Origin of the sequence: Pseudomonas sp. FP2309 (assembly GCF_030687575.1) — a bacterium.
Taxonomy (GTDB): Bacteria; Pseudomonadota; Gammaproteobacteria; order Pseudomonadales; family Pseudomonadaceae; genus Aquipseudomonas.
In genome coordinates, this window is record NZ_CP117439.1 from 4076904 (window position 1) to 4098552 (window position 21649).

A 21649-nucleotide genomic window follows, 5' to 3' on the forward strand; every position below is an offset into this window, starting at 1 on the left:
AGCCGGTCGATTGTTGCAAAAATAAGTTAAATAACCCCCTCTTCCGGCCGATACCCACTGAAAGCCTTGCGGATTGAACAATCATGCGTAATAACCAACCCGTTACCCAGCGCGAACGTACCTTCCCCGCTCAGCAACGGTTGATCTCCACCACAGATGCCAAAGGCGTGATCACCTACTGCAACGACGCGTTCGTCGAGATCAGTGGGTACACCCGTGATGAACTGCTGCGCGCCCCGCACAACCTGGTACGTCACCCGGATGTGCCGGCGGCTGTATTCGGGCATATGTGGTCGACGCTCAAACAAGGCTTGCCATGGATGGGCATTGTCAAGAACCGCTGCAAGACGGGCGATCACTACTGGGTTAATGCCTATGTGACGCCGGTCTTCGATGGCAATCAGGTGGTCGGCTACGAATCGGTGCGCATCAAGCCCACCGCCGAGCAGATCCGCCGGGCCGAAGCGCTCTACCAACGCATCAACCGGGGCAAGTCGGCCGTTCCTCAGCGGGACAAGTGGCTGCCAGTGTTGCAGGACTGGCTGCCGTTTATCCTGATCAGCCAGTTGAGCTTCATGATCGGCGCCTCGCTCAATTCCCACTGGGGTTTTGCCCTGGCTGCGGGGTTGTCGGTGCCGTTGGGCCTGCTGGGCCTGACCTGGCAACAGCGCGGCCTCAAGCGCCTGCTGCGCCTGGCCGAGCAGACCACCTCCGACCCGTTGATCGCGCAGATGTACACCGACAGCCGTGGCGCCCAGGCGCGCCTGGAGATGTCGATCCTCAGCCAGGAAGCGCGCCTGAAGACGTGTCTGACGCGCTTGCAGGACACTGCCGAGCACCTCAACGACCAGGCCGCACAGTCCAACACCCTGGCGCACAACAGCTCCAACGGCCTGGAACGCCAGCGTGTCGAAACCGAGCAGGTGGCCACGGCGGTCAACCAGATGGCGGCGACGACTCAGGAAGTCGCCAGCCATGTGCAACGCACCGCCGATGCAACCCAGGAGGCCAATCGCTTGACCGGTCGCGGCCGCGATATCGCCGGCGAAACCCGCGAGGCGATTCAGCGGCTGTCGGTGGCGGTTGGCGAGACAGGCGTGACCGTCACCCAATTGGCCAAGGACAGCGACGAGATCGGCGGCGTAGTCGACGTGATCAAAGGCATTGCCGACCAGACCAACCTGCTGGCGCTGAACGCCGCCATTGAAGCGGCCCGTGCCGGTGAAATGGGCCGTGGCTTTGCGGTGGTGGCGGACGAGGTTCGCCAGTTGGCGCAGCGCACCGCCGAATCGACCGGGCAGATCCACGCCTTGATCGCCAAGCTGCAGCAAACCGCCGCCGCCGCCGTGCAAACCATGGACGCCGGGCATCGCCAGGCCGAAGAAGGTGTGGCGCGGGTGATGGAAGCGGATCAGGCGCTGGTCGGCATCAGCGAAGCGGTGGCGCACATCACCGACATGACCTCCCAGATCGCCGCCGCGACCGAAGAACAAAGCTCGGTGGCCGAAGAGATCAGCCGCAACATCAGCACCATTGCGCTGTTGGCCGATCAGACATCGGAGCAGGCCCTGAACTCGGCGCAGTTGAGTGAAGAGCTGACGCATACCGCCAATACCCAGTACTCGCTGGTGGAGCGGTTTAACCGCTAAAGCGCTTTGGCGATCAAGCCCGCGCCTGCATTCGACCCCATCCTTAGGGATGTTCACGGTCGAACGCGGGCGCGGGCTTGCTCGCGACGAGGCCTTAACAGGCGCCGAGAAACTTCGCCACTGCCACCGCCGCAGCCTCCAGATGCTGCTCATGCGTGAACCCGGACGCCTTCAACGGCTTCAAGTCATGATCCCCCGCCACCAGCCACATCACCTCGATGCTCGGCGACAATCCATAGCCTTGCACCGCCGCCCGGTTGCCTAGCGCATCGCGCTCGCCCTGTACGATCAACGTCGGCGTCTTCAGCCCGGCCAAATGCTCGACCCGTGGTTTTTCCGGTTTGCCCACCGCATAGAACGGATAGCCCAGGCAAACCAGCCCATCAGCCTCCAGCTCATCCGCTAACAGGCTGGCCATGCGCCCGCCCATGGACTTGCCACCGATGGCCAGTTTTCCAGCGACATGGCGTCGCACCTCGGCATACACCTCACGCCAGGCATCGAGCAGTTTCGGCGCGGGATTTGGCGGACGTCTACCGCCATCCAGCCGGCGCTGGGCCATGTAGGGAAACTCGAAGCGCAACACGTTCATGCCATGCCCGGCAAGGCGTACAGCCATGTCGTTCATGAAAGATGAGTCCATCGGCGCACCGGCGCCGTGGGCCAGGATCAACGTCGGCGCTGCGCTCGCAGGCGTGCCCGAGGCGACCTCCCACAACCAGCCATGTTGCCGTACACACTGCGCCCATTGATCCCCGTCAATACTGGCCTTGTGCTCTTTGCCCATGCTTGCCTCGCTATTTAGTCTGCCTATAACTCCAGCCCAAGTGCCGCACTTGCTTGGGTTGAACCGTGGATGGGGAACCATGAACACAACTTTAAGTACCGCCTATAACTACAAGGTGGTCCGCCAATTCGCCATTATGACGGTGGTGTGGGGCATCGTCGGCATGGGGCTCGGGGTTTTTCTCGCCGCCCAATTGGTTTGGCCCGCGCTCAACTTCGATTTGCCCTGGACCAGCTTCGGCCGCTTGCGCCCGCTGCACACCAACGCGGTGATCTTCGCCTTTGGCGGCTGTGCGTTGTTCGCCAGCTCGTTCTACTCGGTGCAGCGCACCTGTCAGACCCAACTGTTCGCGCCGAAAATCGCCGCGTTCTGCTTCTGGGGCTGGCAGTTGGTGATTCTGCTGGCGGCGATCACCTTGCCGCTGGGCTACACCAGCTCCAAGGAATACGCCGAGCTGGAATGGCCGATCGACATCCTGATCACCATTGTCTGGGTGGCCTACGCCATCGTGTTCTTCGGCACGGTGATGAAGCGCAACACCAAGCACATCTACGTCGGCAACTGGTTCTTCGGTGCGTTCATCATCACCGTGGCCATCCTGCATATCGTCAATAACCTGGAAATCCCGGTCAGCCTGACCAAGTCCTACTCGCTGTACGGCGGTGCGACGGATGCCATGGTGCAATGGTGGTATGGGCACAACGCGGTAGGCTTTTTCCTCACGGCGGGCTTTCTGGGGATGATGTACTACTTCGTACCCAAGCAGGCTGAGCGTCCGGTGTATTCCTATCGCTTGTCCATCGTGCACTTCTGGGCGCTGATCACCCTGTACATCTGGGCCGGTCCCCACCACTTGCACTACACCGCGCTGCCGGATTGGGCACAGTCGCTGGGCATGGTGATGTCGCTGGTCCTGCTGGCGCCAAGCTGGGGCGGCATGATCAACGGCATGATGACCCTGTCGGGCGCCTGGCATAAGTTGCGCAGCGACCCGATCCTGCGCTTTTTGGTGGTGTCCCTGGCGTTCTACGGTATGTCGACCTTTGAAGGTCCGATGATGGCGATCAAGACCGTCAACGCACTCTCCCACTACACCGACTGGACCATCGGCCACGTACACGCCGGGGCTTTGGGTTGGGTGGCGATGATTTCCATCGGCGCGCTGTACCACATGATCCCGAAAATCTTCGGTCGCGAGCAGATGTACAGCCTCGGCCTGATCAACGCGCACTTCTGGCTGGCCACCATCGGCACCGTGCTCTACATCGCCTCGATGTGGGTCAACGGCATTGCCCAGGGCCTGATGTGGCGCGCGATCAACGAAGACGGCACCTTGACCTACTCCTTCGTCGAAACCCTGGTGGCCAGCCACCCTGGCTTCATCGTGCGGCTGGTGGGCGGTGCGGTGTTCCTCAGCGGCATGTTCCTGATGGCTTACAACACGTGGCGCACCGTGCGTTCGGCACAGCCTGTCGAAGCCGCCACCGCCACGCAGATGGCCTGAGGAGTCAGTGATGAAACACGAAACGATTGAAAAGAACGTCGGCATCCTGATGCTGCTGATGGTACTTGCCGTGAGTATCGGCGGCCTGACCCAGATCGTCCCGCTGTTCTTCCAGGACGTCACCAACAAGCCGGTCGAAGGCATGAAGCCCTACACCGCGCTGCAACTGGAAGGCCGCGACATCTACATCCGCGAAGGGTGCGTGCAGTGCCACTCGCAGATGGTCCGTCCGTTCCGCGCCGAAACCGAGCGTTACGGCCACTACTCGGTCGCCGGTGAAAGCGTGTGGGACCACCCGTTCCTGTGGGGCTCCAAGCGTACCGGTCCGGACCTGGCCCGCGTTGGCGCGCGCTACTCGGACGACTGGCACCGCGCGCACTTGTACAACCCGCGCAACGTGGTGCCGGAGTCGAAAATGCCGGCCTACCCCTGGTTGGTCACCGCCGCCGTCGACAGCAGCCACACCGAGAACAAGCTGAAGGTGATGCGCACCCTGGGTGTGCCCTACACCGACGACGACATCAGTGGCGCCGTTGCCAGCCTCAAAGGCAAGACCGAGATGGACGCGCTGGTCTCGTACCTGCAAGTGCTCGGCACTGCCATCAAGAGCAAGAGGTGAGCCATGGGATTTGAATTCGATGCGGGCACCATCCGCGGCCTTGGCACGCTGGTCGTCGCCATCGCCTTTATCGGCCTGTCGCTGTGGGTGTTCAACAACCGCCGCAATGCGGAATTCGAGCAGGCACGCCTGCTGCCGTTTGCCGATGAACCTTCTCCATCCGACGCTCAAGAAGAGCCTGCAATAAGGAGCACTCGGCCATGACCCTATTTTGGAGTACATGGATCTGCGTACTGACCCTCGGCAGCCTGATCGGCCTGACCTGGCTGTTGATCGGCACCCGCAAGGGCGAGACCAAAGGCAGCGTCGACCAGACCATGGGTCACGCTTTCGACGGTATCGAGGAGTACGACAACCCGCTGCCACAGTGGTGGTTCATGCTGTTCGCCGGCACCCTGGTGTTTGCCGTCGGCTACCTGATCCTCTACCCGGGCCTGGGCAACTGGAAAGGCGTGTTGCCGGGCTATGAGAACGGCTGGACCTCGGCCAAGGAGTGGGACAAGGAAATGGCCCGCGCCGACACCAAGTTCGGGCCGATCTTCGCCAAATTCTCGGCCATGCCGGTGGAAGAAGTCGCCAAAGACCCGCAAGCGCTGAAAATGGGTGGCCGTCTGTTCGCTTCCAACTGCGCGGTGTGCCATGGCTCGGATGCCAAGGGCGCGTACGGCTTCCCCAACCTGGCGGACAACATCTGGCGCTGGGGCGGTTCTGCCGACGCGATCAAAACCACCATCATGAACGGTCGCCACGCGGCAATGCCGGCCTGGGGTGAGATGTTGGGTGACGACGGTGTAAGAAACGTTGCCGCTTATGTGCGTCACGACCTGGCCAAGCTGCCACTGCCGGCCGACAGCACCGCCGACCTGGCCGCTGGCCAAGCCGCTTTCAACACCACTTGCGTGGCGTGCCACGGCCCACAAGGCCAGGGGATGGAAGCCATGGGCGCGCCGAACCTGACGCTGCCCGGCGGTTACATCTACGGCACCAGCCTCGCGCAGTTGCAGCAGACCATCCGCCACGGCCGCCAGGGCCAGATGCCTGCGCAGGATGTGCTGCAAGGCAACGACAAAGTGCACCTGCTGGCGGCTTACGTGTATAGCCTGTCCCATCAATAGCGGCAGGTGAGCTGGAAGTTTTAAGCGTCAAGCTGCAAGAGAAGAGCGCCCAACTTGGATCTTGCAGCCGTTTTTCCTGCGGCTTGCAACGTGCCGCTGATGACTGCCGCCCCGCGGCAGTTCGTCACACCCCTCCAAAGCACAACTTTCCCCCCCTGCCATTCGGGTCTACGCTTGCTGCACAGCGGACCGGTTATGACGCACGCAACGGCTGTCGTTGCGACGCCATAAAATTCCTGTCCACTCGATCAGCTTTCTATTTCGGATTTTGTCCTTACACCAAACATGGAAAGGGCGCAGAATCTGGCGTGGAACGCATTGATCCAGGTCAGCCATTGCGTTGCAATGGCCCCTCGCTTTCTACATACTTGCGGCCGATTTTTACCTATAAAAAAACCTAAACCGTGGAACCTTAGAATGAGCACAGCAATCAGTCCGACTGCTTATAACTATAAGGTAGTCCGCCAGTTCGCCATCATGACGGTGGTCTGGGGGATCCTTGGCATGGGGCTCGGGGTGTTCATCGCCTCGCAACTGGTTTGGCCGGAATTGAATTTCGACCTGCCCTGGACGACCTTCGGCCGTCTGCGCCCGCTGCACACCAACCTTGTGATCTTCGCCTTCGGCGGATGCGCACTGTTTGCCACCTCCTACTATGTCGTGCAACGCACCTGTCAGACGCGACTGATCTCCGACGGCCTCGCCGCCTTTACCTTCTGGGGTTGGCAAGCGGTCATCGTCGGCGCCATCGTCAGCCTGCCGCTGGGCTACACCACCACCAAGGAATACGCCGAACTGGAATGGCCGATCGCCATTTTGCTGGCGATCGTCTGGGTGACCTACGGTGCGGTGTTCTTTGGCACCATCGTCAAGCGCAAGACCAAGCACATCTATGTGGGCAACTGGTTCTACGGGGCTTTTATCGTGGTTACGGCGATGCTGCACATCGTCAACCACGCCTCTCTGCCGGTCAGCCTGTTCAAGTCGTACTCGGCCTACTCCGGCGCGACGGACGCGATGATTCAGTGGTGGTACGGGCATAACGCCGTAGGATTTTTCCTGACCACCGGTTTCCTGGGGATGATGTACTACTTCGTGCCCAAACAGGCCGAACGTCCTATTTACTCGTATCGCCTGTCCATCGTGCACTTTTGGGCGCTGATCACCCTGTACATCTGGGCCGGTCCTCACCACTTGCACTACACCGCATTGCCCGACTGGGCCCAGTCCCTGGGCATGGCGATGTCGATCATCCTGCTGGCGCCGAGTTGGGGGGGCATGATCAACGGCATGATGACCCTGTCGGGCGCCTGGCATAAGTTGCGCACCGACCCGATCCTGCGCTTCCTCGTGGTGTCCCTGGCGTTCTACGGCATGTCGACCTTCGAAGGTCCGATGATGGCGATCAAGACCGTCAACTCGCTGTCCCACTACACCGACTGGACCATCGGCCACGTACACGCCGGTGCGCTGGGTTGGGTGGCGATGATCTCCATCGGCGCCCTGTACCACATGATCCCCAAGCTGTTCGGCCGTGCGCAGATGCACAGCGTCGGGCTGATCAACACGCACTTCTGGCTGGCGACCATCGGTACCGTGCTCTACATCGCGTCGATGTGGGTCAACGGCATCACCCAAGGCCTGATGTGGCGTGCGATCAACAATGACGGCACCCTCACCTACTCCTTCGTCGAAGCGCTGCAGGCCAGCCACCCGGGCTACATCGTTCGCGCCCTGGGCGGTGCGTTCTTTGCCACCGGCATGCTGTTCATGGCCTACAACGTCTGGCGCACCGTGCGTGCCTCGGACCCAGCGCAGGCTGAAGCCGCCGCTCAGATCGCCGTTGTGGGAGCTCACTGATGAAGCATGAAGTAGTCGAGAAGAACATCGGCCTGCTGGCCTTCTTCATGGTCATCGCCGTGAGTATCGGCGGCCTGACCCAGATCGTTCCGCTGTTTTTCCAGGACGTCACCAACAAGCCGGTCGAAGGCATGAAACCGCGCACCGCTCTGGAACTGGAAGGCCGCGACGTCTACATCGCCAACGGTTGTGTCGGCTGCCATTCGCAGATGATCCGTCCGTTCCGCGCCGAAACCGAACGCTACGGCCACTACTCGGTCGCCGGTGAAAGCGTGTGGGACCACCCGTTCCTGTGGGGTTCCAAGCGTACCGGGCCGGACCTGGCCCGTGTGGGCGGTCGTTACTCCGATGACTGGCAGCGTGCGCATTTGTACAACCCGCGCAACGTGGTGCCCGAATCGAAAATGCCGGCGTACCCGTTCCTCGTGGAAAACAAGCTCGACGGCAAGGACACCGCGAAGAAGATGGAAGTCTTGCGCACCCTGGGCGTGCCCTACACCGACGAAGACATCGCCGGTGCAGCCGCAGCCGTGAAGGGCAAGACCGAAATGGACGCATTGGTGGCCTACCTGCAAGGCCTTGGCACCATCATCAAAAGCAAACGGTGATTCTTCATGGATATCGGGATGATTCGTGGCCTGGGCACCGTTGTGGTGATGGTGGCCTTTATCGGTCTGGCGTTGTGGGTGTTCAGCCCCAAGCGCAAGTCGGAGTTTGAAGACGCGACCTTGCTGCCCTTTGCGGATGATCCCGAAGCCATCAAGCACGTCGAGCGAGCTTCTAGGAGTAACAAAGAATGACTACGTTCTGGAGTCTGTACGTCACAGTCCTCAGCCTGGGCACCATCTTCGCCCTGACCTGGCTGCTGCTGTCGACCCGCAAGGGCCAGCGCGCCGAACAAACCGACGAAACCGTCGGCCACTCGTTCGACGGCATCGAGGAGTACGACAACCCACTGCCGAAGTGGTGGTTCATGCTGTTCGTTGGCACCATCGTGTTTGCCCTCGGTTACCTGGTGCTCTACCCCGGCCTGGGCAACTGGAAAGGCCTGCTGCCGGGCTACAACTACCTCGACACTGAAAAACAAACGCCCTTCGCCAATGGCCAGACCGGCTGGACCGGCGTCCACGAGTGGGAAAAGGAAATGGCCAGGTCGGACGCCAAGTTCGGGCCGATCTTCGCCAAATTCGCGTCGATGCCCATTGAAGAAGTGGCCAAGGACCCGCAAGCCTTGAAGATGGGCGGCCGTCTGTTCGCCTCCAACTGCTCGGTGTGCCACGGTTCCGACGCCAAGGGTGCCTACGGCTTCCCCAACCTGACCGACGCCGATTGGCGCTGGGGTGGCGAGGCGAACACCATCAAGGAAACCATCATGAAAGGCCGCCATGCGGTGATGCCGGGCTGGGCCGAAGTGATCGGCGAGCAAGGCGTGGCCGACGTGGCCGGCTTCGTGGTGACCAACCTTGACGGGCGCAAACTGCCGGAGGGCGCCAAGGCTGACGTGGCCAACGGCGCGAAACTCTTCGCCGCCAACTGTGTGGCCTGCCACGGTCCGGCCGGTAAAGGCACCCCAGCCATGGGCGCGCCCGACCTGACCCACCCAGGTGCATTCATCTACGGCTCGAGCTTCGCCCAATTGCAACAGACCATCCGTTATGGCCGCCAGGGCCAGATGCCCGCGCAGGAACAACTGCAAGGCAACGACAAAGTGCACTTGTTGGCGGCGTACGTGTACAGCTTGTCCCATGGGGATAAGAAGGCTGAAGAGCAGTAAAAGCGCTCAGACAACAGAGCCCCGCGCAGCGAAAGTTGGCGGGGCTTTTTGTTCAGTGACTTCAGTTCCAGTGGCGTTCCACTGATAAATCCATGGGACGAATGACCGGCTTACCCGCAAAAACCGTCCATACTTCCCAAGTCAATTGATCCAGATCACGTACACCATCAATTCATTTCCCCCAACGCGACCAAAGGTCGCACCCTTGGCGTACCATCGGGGGCGTATCATTAAGCCACTGCAAGACCCTTAATTTGACCCCGGCCGGCACGTACTGGCCGAGGCAAATCTCCACCGCCGTGGGATGCAATGATGAGAGACCAGATACCGGTACATGACGTTACCCCGCCTGCCAAAACCGACACTAAAACGGTCGATCTCTACGCAGCGCGCGAGAAGATCTACACCCGCGCGTTCACCGGTCTGTTCCGCAACCTGCGCATGCTCGGCGGTGCCGGGCTGTTCCTGCTCTACTTCGGCACGGTGTGGCTGAACTGGGGTGGCCACCAGGCCGTATGGTGGAACCTGCCGGAGCGTAAGTTCTTCATTTTCGGCGCGACCTTCTGGCCCCAGGACTTCATCCTGCTGTCGGGCATCCTGATCGTGGCGGCGTTTGGCCTGTTCTTTATCACGGTCTACGCCGGGCGCGTGTGGTGCGGCTATACCTGCCCGCAAAGCGTGTGGACGTGGATCTTCATGTGGTGCGAAAAAGTCACCGAAGGCGACCGCAACCAGCGCATCAAGCTGGACAAGGCACCGATGGGCGCCAATAAATTCCTGCGTAAATTCAGCAAGCACAGCCTTTGGCTATTGATCGGTTTTGCCACCGGCATGACCTTCGTCGGCTACTTCTCGCCGATCCGCGAACTGGTGTTCGACTTCTTCACCGGCCAGGCCGATGGCTGGTCGTATTTCTGGGTGGGGTTCTTCACCCTCGCCTCCTACGGCAACGCCGGCTGGCTGCGTGAACAGGTGTGCATCTACATGTGCCCCTACGCGCGCTTCCAGAGCGTGATGTTCGACAAGGACACGCTGATCGTCTCCTACGACCCGCGCCGCGGCGAACTGCGCGGCCCTCGCAAAAAAGGCGTCGACTACAAGGCCCAGGGCCTGGGAGACTGCATCGATTGCACGATGTGCGTCCAAGTGTGCCCCACCGGGATCGACATCCGCGACGGCCTGCAGATCGAGTGCATCGGTTGCGCCGCGTGCATCGATGCCTGCGACAACATCATGGACAAGATGGACTACCCGCGCGGCCTGATCAGCTACACCACCGAACACAACCTGTCGGGGCAGAAAACCCACAAGTTACGCCCTCGCCTGATCGGCTACGCCCTGGTGTTGCTGGCGATGATGAGCCTGTTGGCCGCCGCGTTCTTCATGCGCTCGCTGGTGGGTTTCGACGTGAGCAAGGACCGCGTGCTCTACCGCGAAAACGCCGAAGGCCGCATCGAAAACGTCTACAGCCTCAAGATCATGAACAAAGATCAGCGCGACCACACCTACGTGCTCGACGCCGCCGGTCTGCCGGACCTCAAGTTGCAAGGTCGACGCGAGATCAAAGTGGCTGCCGGCGATATCGTGAGCATGCCGGTAGAGCTGTCGAGTGCGCCGGAACAACTGCCGTCAAGCACCAACGAGGTGACGTTCATCCTCAAGGATGCCGACGACACCAGCGTCCACATTGAAGCCAAGAGCCGATTCATCGGCCCCCAAGTTCGTTAAACAGGGAACACGAGAATGCCCGCAACCACTGCCGCAAGCCCCTGGTACAAGCACCTCTGGCCCTGGATCATCATTGGGATCCTGGCCTGCTCGGTGACCTTGACCTTGTCCATGGTGACCATCGCGGTGAACAACCCGGACAACCTGGTCAACGACAACTACTACGAGGCCGGCAAAGGCATCAACCGCTCCCTGGACCGCGAACGCCTGGCCCAGACCCTGCAACTGCGCGCCAAGCTGCACCTGGATGAGTTGACCGGCGAAGTCGAGCTCAACCTCAGCGGCTACAGCAACCCGAACACCCTGGAGCTGAACCTGATTTCCCCGACCCAGCCAGAGAAGGATCGCAAGATCAACCTGGCGCGCAGCGACAGCGAGCCGGGCCGCTATATTGGCCAGGTCACCGACAAGGTCCAGGGTCGTCGCTTCGTCGAACTGCTGGGCGTGGAAGGCGACAAGACCTGGCGCCTGTTCGAGGAAGAAGAGGTCAGCCACGACAAAGACCTGTTGCTGGGTGACGAGCCGTTGCAGGGCGCCGAAGACCTGAAGAAGTAAACATGCTGCGCTTCGCGCATCACGGGCAAGCCCGCGCCCCCATGGACAGCATGATCCCTGGGGGTGCCGGGCGCGCCCGCGATGAGGCCCTACCAGCCCCTATAGACTCCACGCCATGACCACCCCGCTTCCCTGCTACCACTGCGCCCTGCCCGTGCCGCCCGGCAGCCGGTTCACCGCCGACATCCTCGGCGAACGCCGTGAACTCTGCTGCCCCGGCTGCCAGGCGGTGGCCGAGGCGATTGTCGCCGGCGGCCTGGAAAGCTACTACAAGCACCGCAGCGAAGCCTCGGCCAACCCCGAGGGACTGCCGGTGCAGCTGGTGGACGAGTTGGCGCTGTATGACCGCGCCGACGTGCAAAAACCATTCGTGCGCCACCAAGGCGAACTGGCCGAAGCCACCTTGCTGATGGAAGGCATCAGTTGCGCGGCCTGTGGCTGGCTGATCGAGAAACACCTGCGAGGCCTGCCTGCGGTGGCCGAGGCCCGGTTGAACCTGTCCAACCATCGCTTGCAGGTGCGCTGGGCCGACGGGCAATTGCCGTTGAGCCAAGTGCTCGGCGAGCTGCGCCATATCGGTTACGCCGCCCACCCCTATCAAGCCGACCGCGCCGCCGAACAACTGGCCAGTGAAAACCGTCTGGCCCTGCGCCAGCTCGGGGTGGCCGGGCTGCTGTGGTTCCAGGCGATGATGGCAACCATGGCCACCTGGCCCGAATTCAATATCGACCTGAGCCCGGAACTGCACGTGATCCTACGCTGGGTCGCGATGTTTCTGACAACCCCCATCGTGTTCTACAGCTGCGCGCCATTCTTCAAAGGCGCCATGCGCGACCTGCGCACGCGCCACCTGACCATGGACGTCTCGGTGTCCCTGGCCATCGGCGGGGCGTACCTGGCCGGGATCTGGACGGCGATTACCGGCGTGGGCGAACTCTATTTCGATGCCGTGGGCATGTTTGCGCTGTTCCTGCTGGCCGGTCGCTACCTGGAGCGACGTGCCCGCGAACGCACCGCCGCCGCCACGGCACAACTGGTCAACCTGCTGCCGGCCTCGTGTCTGCGCTTGCAGGCCGATGGCCAGAGCGAGCGCATCCTGTTGAGCGAACTGGCGCTGGGCGACCGTGTGCTGGTGCATCCGGGCGCGGTGCTGCCGGCCGACGGTGTGATCCTGGACGGCCAGTCCAGCATCGACGAATCGCTGCTCACCGGAGAATATCTGCCGCAACCCCGTCAAGCCGGGGATGCCGTGACCGCCGGCACCCTGAATGTAGAAGGCGCGCTGACCGTCGAAGTGCGCGCCCTGGGCCACGAAACGCGCCTCTCGGCCATCGTGCGCCTGTTGGAACGGGCCCAGGCCGAGAAGCCGCGCCTGGCCCAGATCGCCGACCGCGCGGCGCAGTGGTTCTTGTTGTGCTCGCTGATCGCGGCAGCGCTGATCGGCCTGCTGTGGTGGGAGCTGGATGCATCCCGCGCGTTCTGGATTGTGCTGGCCATGCTGGTCGCGACCTGCCCTTGCGCCTTGTCCCTGGCCACGCCCACCGCCCTCACCGCCGCCACCGGCACCCTGCACAAACTCGGCCTGTTGTTGACCCGTGGGCATGTGCTGGAAGGCCTGAACCAGATCGACACGGTGATTTTCGACAAGACCGGCACCCTCACCGAAGGCCGCCTGGCACTGCGGGCGATTCGGCCCCTGGGCGAGCTGAGCAGCGACAACTGCCTGAGCCTCGCCGCCGCTCTGGAAAACCGCTCCGAACACCCAATTGCACGCGCCTTTGGCCGTGCGCCGCTGGTCGCCGATGAGGTGCTCAGCGCCCCCGGCCTCGGCCTGGAAGGTCGGGTCGGCGAGCGCCTGCTGCGCATCGGCCAGCCGGCGTTTGTGTGTGAGCTCAGCGGCTGCACGGTTCCCGCCTCGCCGCATGACGCCGGGCAATGGCTGCTGCTGGGCGACCGCGACGGCGCCCTCGCCTGGTTCGTGCTGGACGACCGCCTGCGCAGCGACGCCCCCGCCCTGCTCGCCGCGTGCAAGGCGCGCGGTTGGCGCACGCTGCTGCTGTCGGGGGACAGCTCGCCGATGGTCGCCAGCGTCGCCGCTGAACTGGGTATTGATGAGGCCCATGGCGGCCTGCGCCCCGATGACAAGTTGCAAGTGCTGCAACAACTGCACAAGCAAGGCCGCAAGGTGCTGATGCTCGGTGATGGCGTGAACGATGTGCCGGTGCTTGCTGCCGCCGATATCAGCGTGGCCATGGGCTCGGCCACCGATCTGGCCAAGACCAGCGCCGATGCGGTGCTGCTGTCCAACCGCCTGGACGCCCTGGTGCAGGCCTTCAGCCTGGCCCGACGCACCCGACGGGTGATTATTGAAAACCTGCTGTGGGCGGGTCTATACAATGGCCTGATGCTGCCGTTTGCCGCCCTCGGCTGGATCACCCCCATCTGGGCGGCGGTCGGCATGTCCATCAGTTCGTTGACCGTGGTGCTCAACGCCCTGCGCCTGACTCGCCTGCCGAGTGCGCCGGCCGCCAGCGCCCCTTCAATCACCCGTCCGCTGCCGGCGTGAGCCGCCCGGACATGGAGTGCAGATGCCAGCTTTATACGTGATGATTCCGGCGGCGCTGCTGATCGTGGCGATCGCCATTTATGTCTTCTTCTGGGCCGTGGACAGCGGCCAGTACGACGACCTCGACGGTCCGGCTCACAGCGTGCTGTTCGACGATCAGGACCCAAACCACCTGGCCGCGATCGACGAAGCCAACGGCCCCGAGCAACCGCCTAAAGATCCGCCCCATGCTTGAATTGGCGCCGCTGCTGGTCTCTGCGCTGATCCTCGGCCTGCTCGGCGGCGGCCATTGCCTGGGCATGTGCGGCGGGCTGATGGGCGCGCTGACCCTGGCCATTCCCAAAGAACAGCGCAGTCGCAGGTTTCGCCTGCTGCTGGCGTACAACCTGGGGCGCATCCTCAGCTACGCCACGGCCGGGCTGTTGCTCGGCCTGGCCGGTTGGGCGGTGGCCAACAGTCCGGCGGCGATGTTCATGCGGGTGCTCGCGGGTGCACTGCTGATCTGCATGGGCCTGTACCTGGCCGGCTGGTGGAGCGGGCTGACCCGCATCGAAAGCCTCGGGCGCGGCCTGTGGCGGCATATCCAACCGGTTGCCAACCGTTTGCTGCCGGTGTCCAGCCTGCCGCGCGCCTTGCTGTTGGGCGCGCTGTGGGGCTGGTTGCCGTGCGGGTTGGTCTACAGCACGCTGCTGTGGGCCGCGAGCCAGGGCAATGCGCTGGACAGTGCGCTGCTGATGCTGGCGTTTGGCCTGGGCACCTGGCCAGTGCTCCTGGCGACCGGCCTGGCCGCCGAGCGCGTCACCGCGTTACTGCGCAAGCGCAGCGTGCGCATGGCTGGTGGTTTGCTGGTGATTATTTTCGGTATCTGGACCTTGCCCGGCCCGCATCAGCACTGGCTAATGGGCCACTAAACCGCCATGTGGCATAGCGCCGCTCCTCGTTGATGCAAATCAAGGTGCCTGCCCCGCCCAGCCCCTAGACTCGGCCCACTAGCCAATCCGGGGGACGCCCGCATGCTCGACGCCATTCGTTGGGACACCGATCTGATTCATCGCTACGACCTGGCGGGACCGCGCTATACGTCCTACCCCACCGCCGTACAATTCGACAGCCAGGTCGGCACCTTTGACTTGCTTCACGCCCTGCGCGAAAGCCGCAAGGCGGCGCGGCCGCTGTCGCTGTATGTGCACGTGCCCTTCTGCGCGAACATTTGCTACTACTGCGCCTGCAACAAGGTCATCACCAAGGACCGTGGCCGCGCCCACGCCTACCTGCAACGCCTGGAGCAGGAGATCCAATTGGTGGCCTGTCACCTGGACCCGAAACAGCCAGTGCAACAGCTGCACTTCGGCGGCGGCACGCCCACCTTTCTCAGCCACGACGAACTGCGCCAAGTCATGGCCTGCCTGCGCCAACACTTCAATTTGCTCGACGATGATTCCGGCGACTACGGCATCGAGATCGACCCGCGCGAAGCCGACTGGGCCACCATGGGTCTGCTGCGCGAACTGGGTTTCAACCGCGTGAGCGTGGGCCTGCAAGACCTCGACCCCGAGGTCCAACGGGCGGTCAACCGCCTGCAAAGCCTGGATGAAACCCGTGCGGTGATCGATGCGGCGCGCACTCTGCAGTTTCGCTCGATCAACATCGACCTGATCTACGGCCTGCCAAAGCAGACACCGATCAACTTCGCGCGCACCGTGGAAGAAGTGATCAAGCTGCAGCCGGATCGCCTGTCGGTGTTCAACTACGCGCACCTGCCGGAACGCTTCATGCCCCAGCGGCGTATCCACACCGACGAACTGCCGGCGCCGGCCGAAAAACTGCTGATGCTGCAAACCACCATCGAGCAACTGACCCAGGCCGGCTATCGCTATATCGGCATGGACCACTTCGCCCTGCCCGATGACGAGTTGGCCATCGCCCAGGAAGAAGGCACCCTGCAACGCAATTTCCAGGGCTACACCACCCATGGCCATTGCGACCTGATCGGCCTCGGCGTGTCGGCGATCAGCCAGATCGGCGACCTGTACTGCCAGAACAGCAGCGACCTCAATGGCTACCAGAACACCTTGGCCGGCGCGCAACTGGCGACCAGCCGTGGCCTGGTCTGCACCACGGATGATCGGTTGCGGCGCGAAGTGATCCAGCAGTTGATCTGCAATTTCAGCCTGGCGTTCGAGGCCGTCGAAAGGGTCTACAACATTGATTTTCGCGGGTACTTCGACGACATCTGGCCGCAACTTGAGGCGATGGCCACCGACGGCCTGATCGATCTCGACGCCCGGAGCATTCGGGTACTGCCGGCCGGGCGGCTGCTGGTGCGGTCGGTCTGCATGGTGTTCGATGCTTACCTGGAGCACCAGAACCGCCAGCGGTTTTCCCGGGTGATCTAGTTACATCGACAACGAAGCAGCCTTGAGCGCGGCATCGGCGCTCATGGTTTTCATGGCCTTGGCCAGAGAGGTCTGGGCGGTCAATAAACCGGCCTGCAAGGAACTGATGGCCCCTTGCACATTGGCGATCCTGGCCTGGGCCTGCTCCGGGGTCAGGCTCTTGTCCGCCGCGATGGCCTGCAGTTCAGCCATTTTCTCGGCGATCTGCTGCTTCAACTGACGGATCATTTTCAGCACCTGTTTAACGTTATCGTCCAGGCCGCTGTCATCGATATCGGCATTGGCGCTCTTGGGCGCAGCGGCGGCCTTGAATGCCGCAGCGGAGATCGTCACGGTCACCCCTTCAACCACCTTGGTCTCGCTGGAGGGCGTGCTTTTTTCGTCGCTTTCGGCAGCGGGCTTCGCGTCCGGCACTGTGGGTACGCGGACGGCGGGGTTATAGGCAGCGATAACAGACATGTTCCGAGCTCCAGCTCATAGGGAGACACAGGTGTATCGGCGCCGATACAAAAAGCTTTATACCGTTGCTGCTTTTTTGTACAGGCTGGCTCACTGCCCTTCAGTGCGGTACCCTTACGTCTTATGTGTGTTTTCCCACAAGGATTTAAGAAATGTCCGAGCCAGTCAAACTGCGCGCTCACAGTCAGGCTCACTGCAAGGATTGCAGCCTGGCCCCCCTCTGCTTACCACTTTCATTGAATCTGGAAGACATGGATGCGCTGGACGAAATCGTAAAACGCGGTCGCCCGCTGAAAAAAGGCGAGTTCCTGTTTCGCCAGGGTGACAAGTTCGATTCCGTCTATGCAGTGCGTTCGGGCGCATTGAAGACTTTCAGCCTGAGCGACGGCGGCGAGGAGCAAATCACCGGTTTCCACCTGCCCAGCGAGCTGGTCGGGCTGTCGGGCATGGACACTGAGATCCACCCGGTGTCGGCCCAGGCGCTGGAGACCACCTCGGTGTGCGAAATCCCCTTCGAGCGCCTCGACGAACTGGCCCTGCAACTGCCGCAACTGCGCCGTCAGTTGATGCGCGTGATGAGCCGCGAAATCCGCGATGACCAGCAAATGATGTTGCTGCTGTCGAAGAAGACCGCCGACGAGCGCATTGCCACGTTCCTGGTCAACCTGTCGGCGCGGTTCCGTGCCCGTGGCTTCTCGGCCAACCAGTTCCGATTGAGCATGTCGCGCAATGAAATCGGTAACTACCTGGGCCTGGCGGTGGAAACCGTGTCCCGCGTGTTCACCCGTTTCCAGCAAAACGAACTGCTGGCCGCCGAAGGCAAAGAAGTGCACATCCTCGATCCGATCCAGCTGTGCGCGCTGGCCGGCGGCTCTCTGGAAGGCTGATGCGGGCAGCTGCGGCCGCGCCAATCGGCGAGGCCGCAGGTATACTTCGAGTCCGTTTTCCTCCCAGGACTCTTCGACGATGACTTTCGATTCGTTCGACATCAAATCCCTGATCCGCCCCGTCATCGACTTCCCCAAGCCTGGGGTTATTTTCCGTGACATCACGCCACTGTTCCAATCGCCAAAGGCCCTGCGCCTGGTGGCCGACACCTTTGCCCAGCGCTATGTCGAAGCCGATTTCAGTCACATCGGTGCCATGGATGCGCGCGGCTTTCTGATCGGCTCGATCATCGCCTACCAACTGAACAAACCACTGATCCTGTTCCGCAAGCAGGGCAAGCTGCCCGCTGACGTGTTGGCCGAGGGTTATCAGACCGAATACGGCGAAGCCTTCCTGGAAGTGCACGCCGACAGCCTGTGCGAAGGCGACTCGGTGCTGATGTTCGATGACCTGATCGCCACCGGTGGAACCTTGATCGCGGCGGCGAACCTGGTGAGGCGCATGGGCGCTGGGATCTTCGAAGCGGCGGCGATTATTGACTTGCCGGAACTGGGCGGCTCGCAGCGCTTGGAAGACATGGGGATTCCCACGTTCTGCCTGACACAATTTGCCCTGACTGAAAGGTAGTGGTTACCTGGGCCTGCCCCCTCACAACCCCATCTGCTTGGCGATGATTTCGTTCATCACCTCACGCGTGCCCCCGCCAATCGACAGGATGCGGCTGTCGCGATACAGCCGCTCCACCAGGCTGCCACGCATATAGCCTTGGCCGCCGAGGATCTGCACCGCATCGTAGGTGACGCGGTCGGCGGTGTCGCTGGCGAGGTTCTTGGCCATGGAAATCTCCTTGATCACGCTCTTGCCGGCCGCCATCTTGGCCGCCTGGCGGTAGGTGAACTCTCTGGAGACTTCCACTGCGGTGGCCATTTCGGCCAAGCGGTGCTTGAGCACCTGGAACTTGCCGATGGGTTTGCCGAAGGCTTCGCGCTGGGTGGCCCAGGCGAGGCTCTCCTCCAAGGCCATCTGCGCTGTCATATTGGCCATGAGGGCCAGGGCCAGGCGTTCGCTCTGGAAGTTGCCCATGATGCAGGCAAAGCCCATGTTCTCGGCGCCAATCAGGTTGCCGACGGGCACCTGACAATCATCAAAGAATAATTGGGCCGTGTCCGACGCCCACCAGCCCATTTTTTTAAGAGGCTGGCCCACAGTAAAACCAGGGGTGTCTTTTTCGATGAGCAGCAGGCTGATGCCACCAAAACCGGGGCCTCCAGTGCGCACGGCCACAGTGTAGAAATCGGCACGAATGCCGCTGGTGATAAAGGTTTTGCTGCCGCTGACCCGGTAACAGTCACCGTCCCGCACGGCGCGGGTTTTAAGATTGGCCACATCTGAGCCGCCGCCTGGCTCGGTGATGGCCAGGGCGCTGATTTTCTCACCCGAGAGCACCAGCGGCACCACCCGTTCGCGCACCTCGGGCCGGGCCCACTTGACCACCGGCGGCAGGCCGATATCCAGCGAACCGAGCCCCGCCACCACGCCTCCGGAGCCGCAGCGCATCAACGCTTCGCTGGCCGCTACCTTGGCAAACAGATCCCCTTCATGGCTGCCGCCCAGGGCTTCGGGGTAACCGATCCCCAGGATCCCCGCCGCGCCCGCTTTGCGGTATAGCTCCCGAGGAAAGCACTCGGCCTCCTCCCAGGCGTCGATGCCGGGCAGCATCTCGCGCTCGACAAAACGGCGCACGCTGTCGCGGACCAATTGGTGGCTGGGGTCGAAGTAGTCCAGATAGGCAGACATCGGCAAACTCCACGCAGAGGTGGAGCGAAATTACCAAGCGCTTGCTTGGTTATCAACACAGTTCTCACTTACCACGCAAAACCATGCCGGGAAAGGCATGTGCCCTCCCCCCAATTTACCCAGCAGTGCCTGCTAGAGGGCGATCGGCTTGCGACCGGCGAAGGAGTGCGCCAGCGTGCCCCCGTCCACCAGCTCCAGCTCGCCACCGAGCGGCACGCCATGAGCGATACGCGACGTGACCAGGCCTTTGTTGCTCAGCAGTTGGGCGATGTAATGGGCCGTGGCTTCGCCTTCCACCGTCGGGTTGGTGGCCAGGATCACTTCGGTAAAGGTGCCCTGTTCTTCAATGCGCGCCACCAGTTGCGGAATACCGATAGCCTCGGGGCCCAGACCATCGAGGGGTGACAGGTGGCCCTTGAGCACAAAGTAGCGCCCGCGATAGCCGGTCTGTTCCACGGCGTAGACGTCCATCGGCCCTTCCACCACGCACAGCAACGTGTCATCGCGGCGCGGGTCGGCACATTGCGGGCAGAGTTCTTCTTCGGTGAGGGTGCGGCACTGGCGGCAATGGCCAACACCTTCCATGGCCTGGCTCAGGGCCTGGGCCAACCGGGTGCCGCCGCTGCGATCACGCTCGAGCAGTTGCAGGGCCATGCGCTGGGCGGTTTTCTGGCCAACGCCCGGCAAGGTGCGCAGGGCGTCGATCAGTTGGCGAATCAGGGGGCTGAAGCTCATGGGGCAATGGTCCGACAAAACAACGAGACGCGGTTTATACCCGCGCCCCGGATTAGCGTCAAATCCTCAATCCTGCGCGACGCGCACCACCAACTTGCCGAAGTTGCGCCCTTCGAGCAAACCGATAAAGGCTTCAGGTGCGTGCTCCAGGCCCTCCACCACGTCTTCGCGGAACTTGATCTTGCCGTCGCGCACCAGCGGTGCCATGGCGCTGAGGAACTCGGGCTGACGGTCGCCGTAGTCGTCGAACACAATAAAGCCCTGGATGCGCACACGCTTGGTCAGCAAGGTGCGTTGCAGCGCCGGCAGGCGGTCGGGACCACTGGGTGTCTCATGGGCGTTGTAGCCGGCGATCAGACCGCACAGGGGGACCCGGGCCTTGGGGTTGAGCAGCGGCATCACGGCGTCGAACACCTTGCCACCGACGTTTTCGAAGTAGATGTCCACGCCATTGAAGCAGGCCTGCGCCAGTTCATCGGCGAACTCAGCGCTTTTGTGGTCGATACAGGCATCGAAGCCCAGCTCATCCACCACGTAGCGGCACTTGTCGGCGCCGCCAGCGATGCCGACCACCCGCAAGCCTTTGAGCTTGGCCACTTGCCCCACCACCGAGCCCACCGCGCCGGATGCGGCGGCAACCACCAGGGTTTCGCCGGCCTTGGGCTGACCAATGTCCATCAGACCCATGTAGGCGGTCATACCGGGCATGCCCAGCACGCCCAGCGCCATGGAGGGGCTGGCCAGGCCCTTGGGCACGGGAATCAGGTTGCGTCCGTCGGAAATGCTGTGGCTCTGCCAACCGGTGGCACCGACCACCAGATCACCCACTTCGAATTTGGGATTACGCGATTGCTCGATGCGGCTGACAGCGCCACCGGTCATCACCTCGTCGATTTCAACCGGCGCAGCGTAGGACGGCGCGTCACTCATACGTCCACGCATGTAGGGGTCGAGGGACAGGTAAAGTGTCTTGAGCAGCACCTGGCCGTCCGCCAACTCCGGCAGGCTGACACGTTCGAGGCGGAAGTTTTCCGGGGTGGGCGCGCCGTGGGGGCGCGAGACCAGCACGATACGTTGATTAAGCGTCAGTTCTTGAGGCATCAGGGGGCTCCTTGATCGAATCCATCGGTACAGGGTGCAGACCATAGTAGCTCCCCCAGGGTTCGATCGGATTGGCACAAACAAAAATGCCAGGCGCGATGCCTGGCATGTGTGTA

Annotated in this window: 22 protein-coding genes; 17 read left to right on the forward strand and 5 right to left on the reverse strand. The window is 62.2% G+C overall.

Annotated elements, in window-relative coordinates; genetic code table 11:
- Nucleotides 1-83: 83 nt before the first annotated feature.
- The gene (locus tag PSH59_RS18665) at nucleotides 84-1649 is read left to right on the forward strand and encodes a PAS domain-containing methyl-accepting chemotaxis protein (RefSeq protein WP_305393393.1); all 1566 of its coding nucleotides are present in this window, start codon (nucleotides 84-86) and stop codon (nucleotides 1647-1649) included.
- A gap of 94 nt (nucleotides 1650-1743) precedes the next feature.
- On the opposite strand, the gene PSH59_RS18670 is transcribed toward PSH59_RS18665, so the two are convergent.
- Complete coding sequence (locus PSH59_RS18670; RefSeq protein WP_305393394.1) at nucleotides 1744-2436, reverse strand: alpha/beta family hydrolase; 693 nt, start codon at nucleotides 2434-2436, stop codon at nucleotides 1744-1746.
- A gap of 79 nt (nucleotides 2437-2515) precedes the next feature.
- Between PSH59_RS18670 and ccoN (PSH59_RS18675) the strand changes: the two genes are divergently transcribed.
- The 14 genes from ccoN (PSH59_RS18675) to hemN all read left to right on the forward strand — a co-directional run bounded on the left by ccoN (PSH59_RS18675) (nucleotide 2516) and on the right by hemN (nucleotide 16553).
- Nucleotides 2516-3940, forward strand: coding sequence for a cytochrome-c oxidase, cbb3-type subunit I (gene ccoN, locus PSH59_RS18675; RefSeq protein WP_248078061.1), 1425 nt, complete (start codon nucleotides 2516-2518; stop codon nucleotides 3938-3940).
- A 10-nt stretch (nucleotides 3941-3950) separates the two neighbouring features.
- The gene (gene ccoO / locus PSH59_RS18680) at nucleotides 3951-4559 is read left to right on the forward strand and encodes a cytochrome-c oxidase, cbb3-type subunit II (RefSeq protein WP_248078064.1); all 609 of its coding nucleotides are present in this window, start codon (nucleotides 3951-3953) and stop codon (nucleotides 4557-4559) included.
- A 3-nt stretch (nucleotides 4560-4562) separates the two neighbouring features.
- Nucleotides 4563-4763, forward strand: coding sequence for a cbb3-type cytochrome c oxidase subunit 3 (locus tag PSH59_RS18685; protein ID WP_010208563.1), 201 nt, complete (start codon nucleotides 4563-4565; stop codon nucleotides 4761-4763).
- The gene (ccoP, locus tag PSH59_RS18690; protein ID WP_248078066.1) at nucleotides 4760-5674 is read left to right on the forward strand and encodes a cytochrome-c oxidase, cbb3-type subunit III; all 915 of its coding nucleotides are present in this window, start codon (nucleotides 4760-4762) and stop codon (nucleotides 5672-5674) included. Before PSH59_RS18685 ends, ccoP (PSH59_RS18690) begins: the two co-directional genes overlap by 4 nt.
- 417 nt (nucleotides 5675-6091) lie before the next feature.
- Entirely contained in the window at nucleotides 6092-7534 is a 1443-nt protein-coding gene (ccoN, locus tag PSH59_RS18695; protein WP_248078068.1) for a cytochrome-c oxidase, cbb3-type subunit I, read from the forward strand.
- On the forward strand, nucleotides 7534-8142 hold the full coding sequence (ccoO, locus tag PSH59_RS18700; protein WP_003193167.1) for a cytochrome-c oxidase, cbb3-type subunit II: 609 nt from the start codon (nucleotides 7534-7536) through the stop codon (nucleotides 8140-8142). Before ccoN (PSH59_RS18695) ends, ccoO (PSH59_RS18700) begins: the two co-directional genes overlap by 1 nt.
- A 6-nt stretch (nucleotides 8143-8148) precedes the next feature.
- A complete protein-coding gene (locus tag PSH59_RS18705) occupies nucleotides 8149-8334 on the forward strand; it encodes a cbb3-type cytochrome c oxidase subunit 3 (RefSeq protein ID WP_248078070.1) in 186 nt (61 codons plus the stop codon).
- Nucleotides 8331-9308, forward strand: coding sequence for a cytochrome-c oxidase, cbb3-type subunit III (ccoP, locus tag PSH59_RS18710; protein WP_248078072.1), 978 nt, complete (start codon nucleotides 8331-8333; stop codon nucleotides 9306-9308). The genes PSH59_RS18705 and ccoP (PSH59_RS18710) overlap by 4 nt, the downstream gene beginning before the upstream one ends.
- Before the next feature lie 312 nt (nucleotides 9309-9620).
- Nucleotides 9621-11036 carry a cytochrome c oxidase accessory protein CcoG gene (gene ccoG / locus PSH59_RS18715; RefSeq protein ID WP_305393395.1) on the forward strand — a complete coding sequence of 472 codons (1416 nt, stop codon included), beginning with the start codon at nucleotides 9621-9623 and terminating at the stop codon, nucleotides 11034-11036.
- Between the two features lie 15 nt (nucleotides 11037-11051).
- Nucleotides 11052-11591, forward strand: coding sequence for a FixH family protein (locus tag PSH59_RS18720; protein ID WP_248078076.1), 540 nt, complete (start codon nucleotides 11052-11054; stop codon nucleotides 11589-11591).
- Between the two features lie 115 nt (nucleotides 11592-11706).
- Nucleotides 11707-14157: a heavy metal translocating P-type ATPase gene (locus tag PSH59_RS18725; protein ID WP_305393396.1), complete on the forward strand. Its 2451-nt coding sequence runs from the start codon at nucleotides 11707-11709 to the stop codon at nucleotides 14155-14157.
- Between the two features lie 22 nt (nucleotides 14158-14179).
- On the forward strand, nucleotides 14180-14392 hold the full coding sequence (gene ccoS, locus PSH59_RS18730) for a cbb3-type cytochrome oxidase assembly protein CcoS (protein WP_248078080.1): 213 nt from the start codon (nucleotides 14180-14182) through the stop codon (nucleotides 14390-14392).
- Nucleotides 14385-15068, forward strand: a complete 684-nt coding sequence (locus tag PSH59_RS18735; RefSeq protein WP_248078082.1) for a sulfite exporter TauE/SafE family protein — start codon at nucleotides 14385-14387, stop codon at nucleotides 15066-15068. The genes ccoS and PSH59_RS18735 overlap by 8 nt, the downstream gene beginning before the upstream one ends.
- A gap of 102 nt (nucleotides 15069-15170) precedes the next feature.
- Nucleotides 15171-16553: an oxygen-independent coproporphyrinogen III oxidase gene (hemN, locus tag PSH59_RS18740; protein ID WP_305393397.1), complete on the forward strand. Its 1383-nt coding sequence runs from the start codon at nucleotides 15171-15173 to the stop codon at nucleotides 16551-16553.
- On the opposite strand, the gene PSH59_RS18745 is transcribed toward hemN, so the two are convergent.
- Nucleotides 16554-17012 carry a hypothetical protein gene (locus PSH59_RS18745; protein ID WP_248078085.1) on the reverse strand — a complete coding sequence of 153 codons (459 nt, stop codon included), beginning with the start codon at nucleotides 17010-17012 and terminating at the stop codon, nucleotides 16554-16556.
- A 152-nt stretch (nucleotides 17013-17164) separates the two neighbouring features.
- On the opposite strand from PSH59_RS18745, the gene fnr reads away from it, so the two are divergent.
- The gene (gene fnr, locus PSH59_RS18750; RefSeq protein WP_248078087.1) at nucleotides 17165-17899 is read left to right on the forward strand and encodes a fumarate/nitrate reduction transcriptional regulator Fnr; all 735 of its coding nucleotides are present in this window, start codon (nucleotides 17165-17167) and stop codon (nucleotides 17897-17899) included.
- A gap of 79 nt (nucleotides 17900-17978) precedes the next feature.
- Entirely contained in the window at nucleotides 17979-18527 is a 549-nt protein-coding gene (locus PSH59_RS18755; protein ID WP_305393398.1) for an adenine phosphoribosyltransferase, read from the forward strand.
- A 21-nt stretch (nucleotides 18528-18548) separates the two neighbouring features.
- Here PSH59_RS18755 and PSH59_RS18760 read toward each other — a convergent pair whose 3' ends face one another.
- The 3 genes from PSH59_RS18760 to PSH59_RS18770 all read right to left on the reverse strand — a co-directional run bounded on the left by PSH59_RS18760 (nucleotide 18549) and on the right by PSH59_RS18770 (nucleotide 21533).
- Entirely contained in the window at nucleotides 18549-19697 is a 1149-nt protein-coding gene (locus PSH59_RS18760) for an acyl-CoA dehydrogenase family protein (RefSeq protein WP_305393399.1), read from the reverse strand.
- Between the two features lie 132 nt (nucleotides 19698-19829).
- Nucleotides 19830-20432, reverse strand: coding sequence for a recombination mediator RecR (gene recR / locus PSH59_RS18765; RefSeq protein ID WP_248078092.1), 603 nt, complete (start codon nucleotides 20430-20432; stop codon nucleotides 19830-19832).
- Between the two features lie 66 nt (nucleotides 20433-20498).
- Nucleotides 20499-21533 carry an NADP-dependent oxidoreductase gene (locus PSH59_RS18770; protein WP_305393400.1) on the reverse strand — a complete coding sequence of 345 codons (1035 nt, stop codon included), beginning with the start codon at nucleotides 21531-21533 and terminating at the stop codon, nucleotides 20499-20501.
- Nucleotides 21534-21649: the final 116 nt, after the last annotated feature.

Coding starts and splice junctions, on each gene's coding strand:
- PSH59_RS18665 (WP_305393393.1), top strand. CDS start 84: ATGCGTAATAACCAACCCGTTACCCAGCGCGAACGTACCTTCCCCGCT.
- PSH59_RS18670 (WP_305393394.1), bottom strand. CDS start 2,436: ATGGGCAAAGAGCACAAGGCCAGTATTGACGGGGATCAATGGGCGCAG.
- ccoN (WP_248078061.1), top strand. CDS start 2,516: ATGAACACAACTTTAAGTACCGCCTATAACTACAAGGTGGTCCGCCAA.
- ccoO (WP_248078064.1), top strand. CDS start 3,951: ATGAAACACGAAACGATTGAAAAGAACGTCGGCATCCTGATGCTGCTG.
- PSH59_RS18685 (WP_010208563.1), top strand. CDS start 4,563: ATGGGATTTGAATTCGATGCGGGCACCATCCGCGGCCTTGGCACGCTG.
- ccoP (WP_248078066.1), top strand. CDS start 4,760: ATGACCCTATTTTGGAGTACATGGATCTGCGTACTGACCCTCGGCAGC.
- ccoN (WP_248078068.1), top strand. CDS start 6,092: ATGAGCACAGCAATCAGTCCGACTGCTTATAACTATAAGGTAGTCCGC.
- ccoO (WP_003193167.1), top strand. CDS start 7,534: ATGAAGCATGAAGTAGTCGAGAAGAACATCGGCCTGCTGGCCTTCTTC.
- PSH59_RS18705 (WP_248078070.1), top strand. CDS start 8,149: ATGGATATCGGGATGATTCGTGGCCTGGGCACCGTTGTGGTGATGGTG.
- ccoP (WP_248078072.1), top strand. CDS start 8,331: ATGACTACGTTCTGGAGTCTGTACGTCACAGTCCTCAGCCTGGGCACC.
- ccoG (WP_305393395.1), top strand. CDS start 9,621: ATGAGAGACCAGATACCGGTACATGACGTTACCCCGCCTGCCAAAACC.
- PSH59_RS18720 (WP_248078076.1), top strand. CDS start 11,052: ATGCCCGCAACCACTGCCGCAAGCCCCTGGTACAAGCACCTCTGGCCC.
- PSH59_RS18725 (WP_305393396.1), top strand. CDS start 11,707: ATGACCACCCCGCTTCCCTGCTACCACTGCGCCCTGCCCGTGCCGCCC.
- ccoS (WP_248078080.1), top strand. CDS start 14,180: ATGCCAGCTTTATACGTGATGATTCCGGCGGCGCTGCTGATCGTGGCG.
- PSH59_RS18735 (WP_248078082.1), top strand. CDS start 14,385: ATGCTTGAATTGGCGCCGCTGCTGGTCTCTGCGCTGATCCTCGGCCTG.
- hemN (WP_305393397.1), top strand. CDS start 15,171: ATGCTCGACGCCATTCGTTGGGACACCGATCTGATTCATCGCTACGAC.
- PSH59_RS18745 (WP_248078085.1), bottom strand. CDS start 17,012: ATGTCTGTTATCGCTGCCTATAACCCCGCCGTCCGCGTACCCACAGTG.
- fnr (WP_248078087.1), top strand. CDS start 17,165: ATGTCCGAGCCAGTCAAACTGCGCGCTCACAGTCAGGCTCACTGCAAG.
- PSH59_RS18755 (WP_305393398.1), top strand. CDS start 17,979: ATGACTTTCGATTCGTTCGACATCAAATCCCTGATCCGCCCCGTCATC.
- PSH59_RS18760 (WP_305393399.1), bottom strand. CDS start 19,697: ATGTCTGCCTATCTGGACTACTTCGACCCCAGCCACCAATTGGTCCGC.
- recR (WP_248078092.1), bottom strand. CDS start 20,432: ATGAGCTTCAGCCCCCTGATTCGCCAACTGATCGACGCCCTGCGCACC.
- PSH59_RS18770 (WP_305393400.1), bottom strand. CDS start 21,533: ATGCCTCAAGAACTGACGCTTAATCAACGTATCGTGCTGGTCTCGCGC.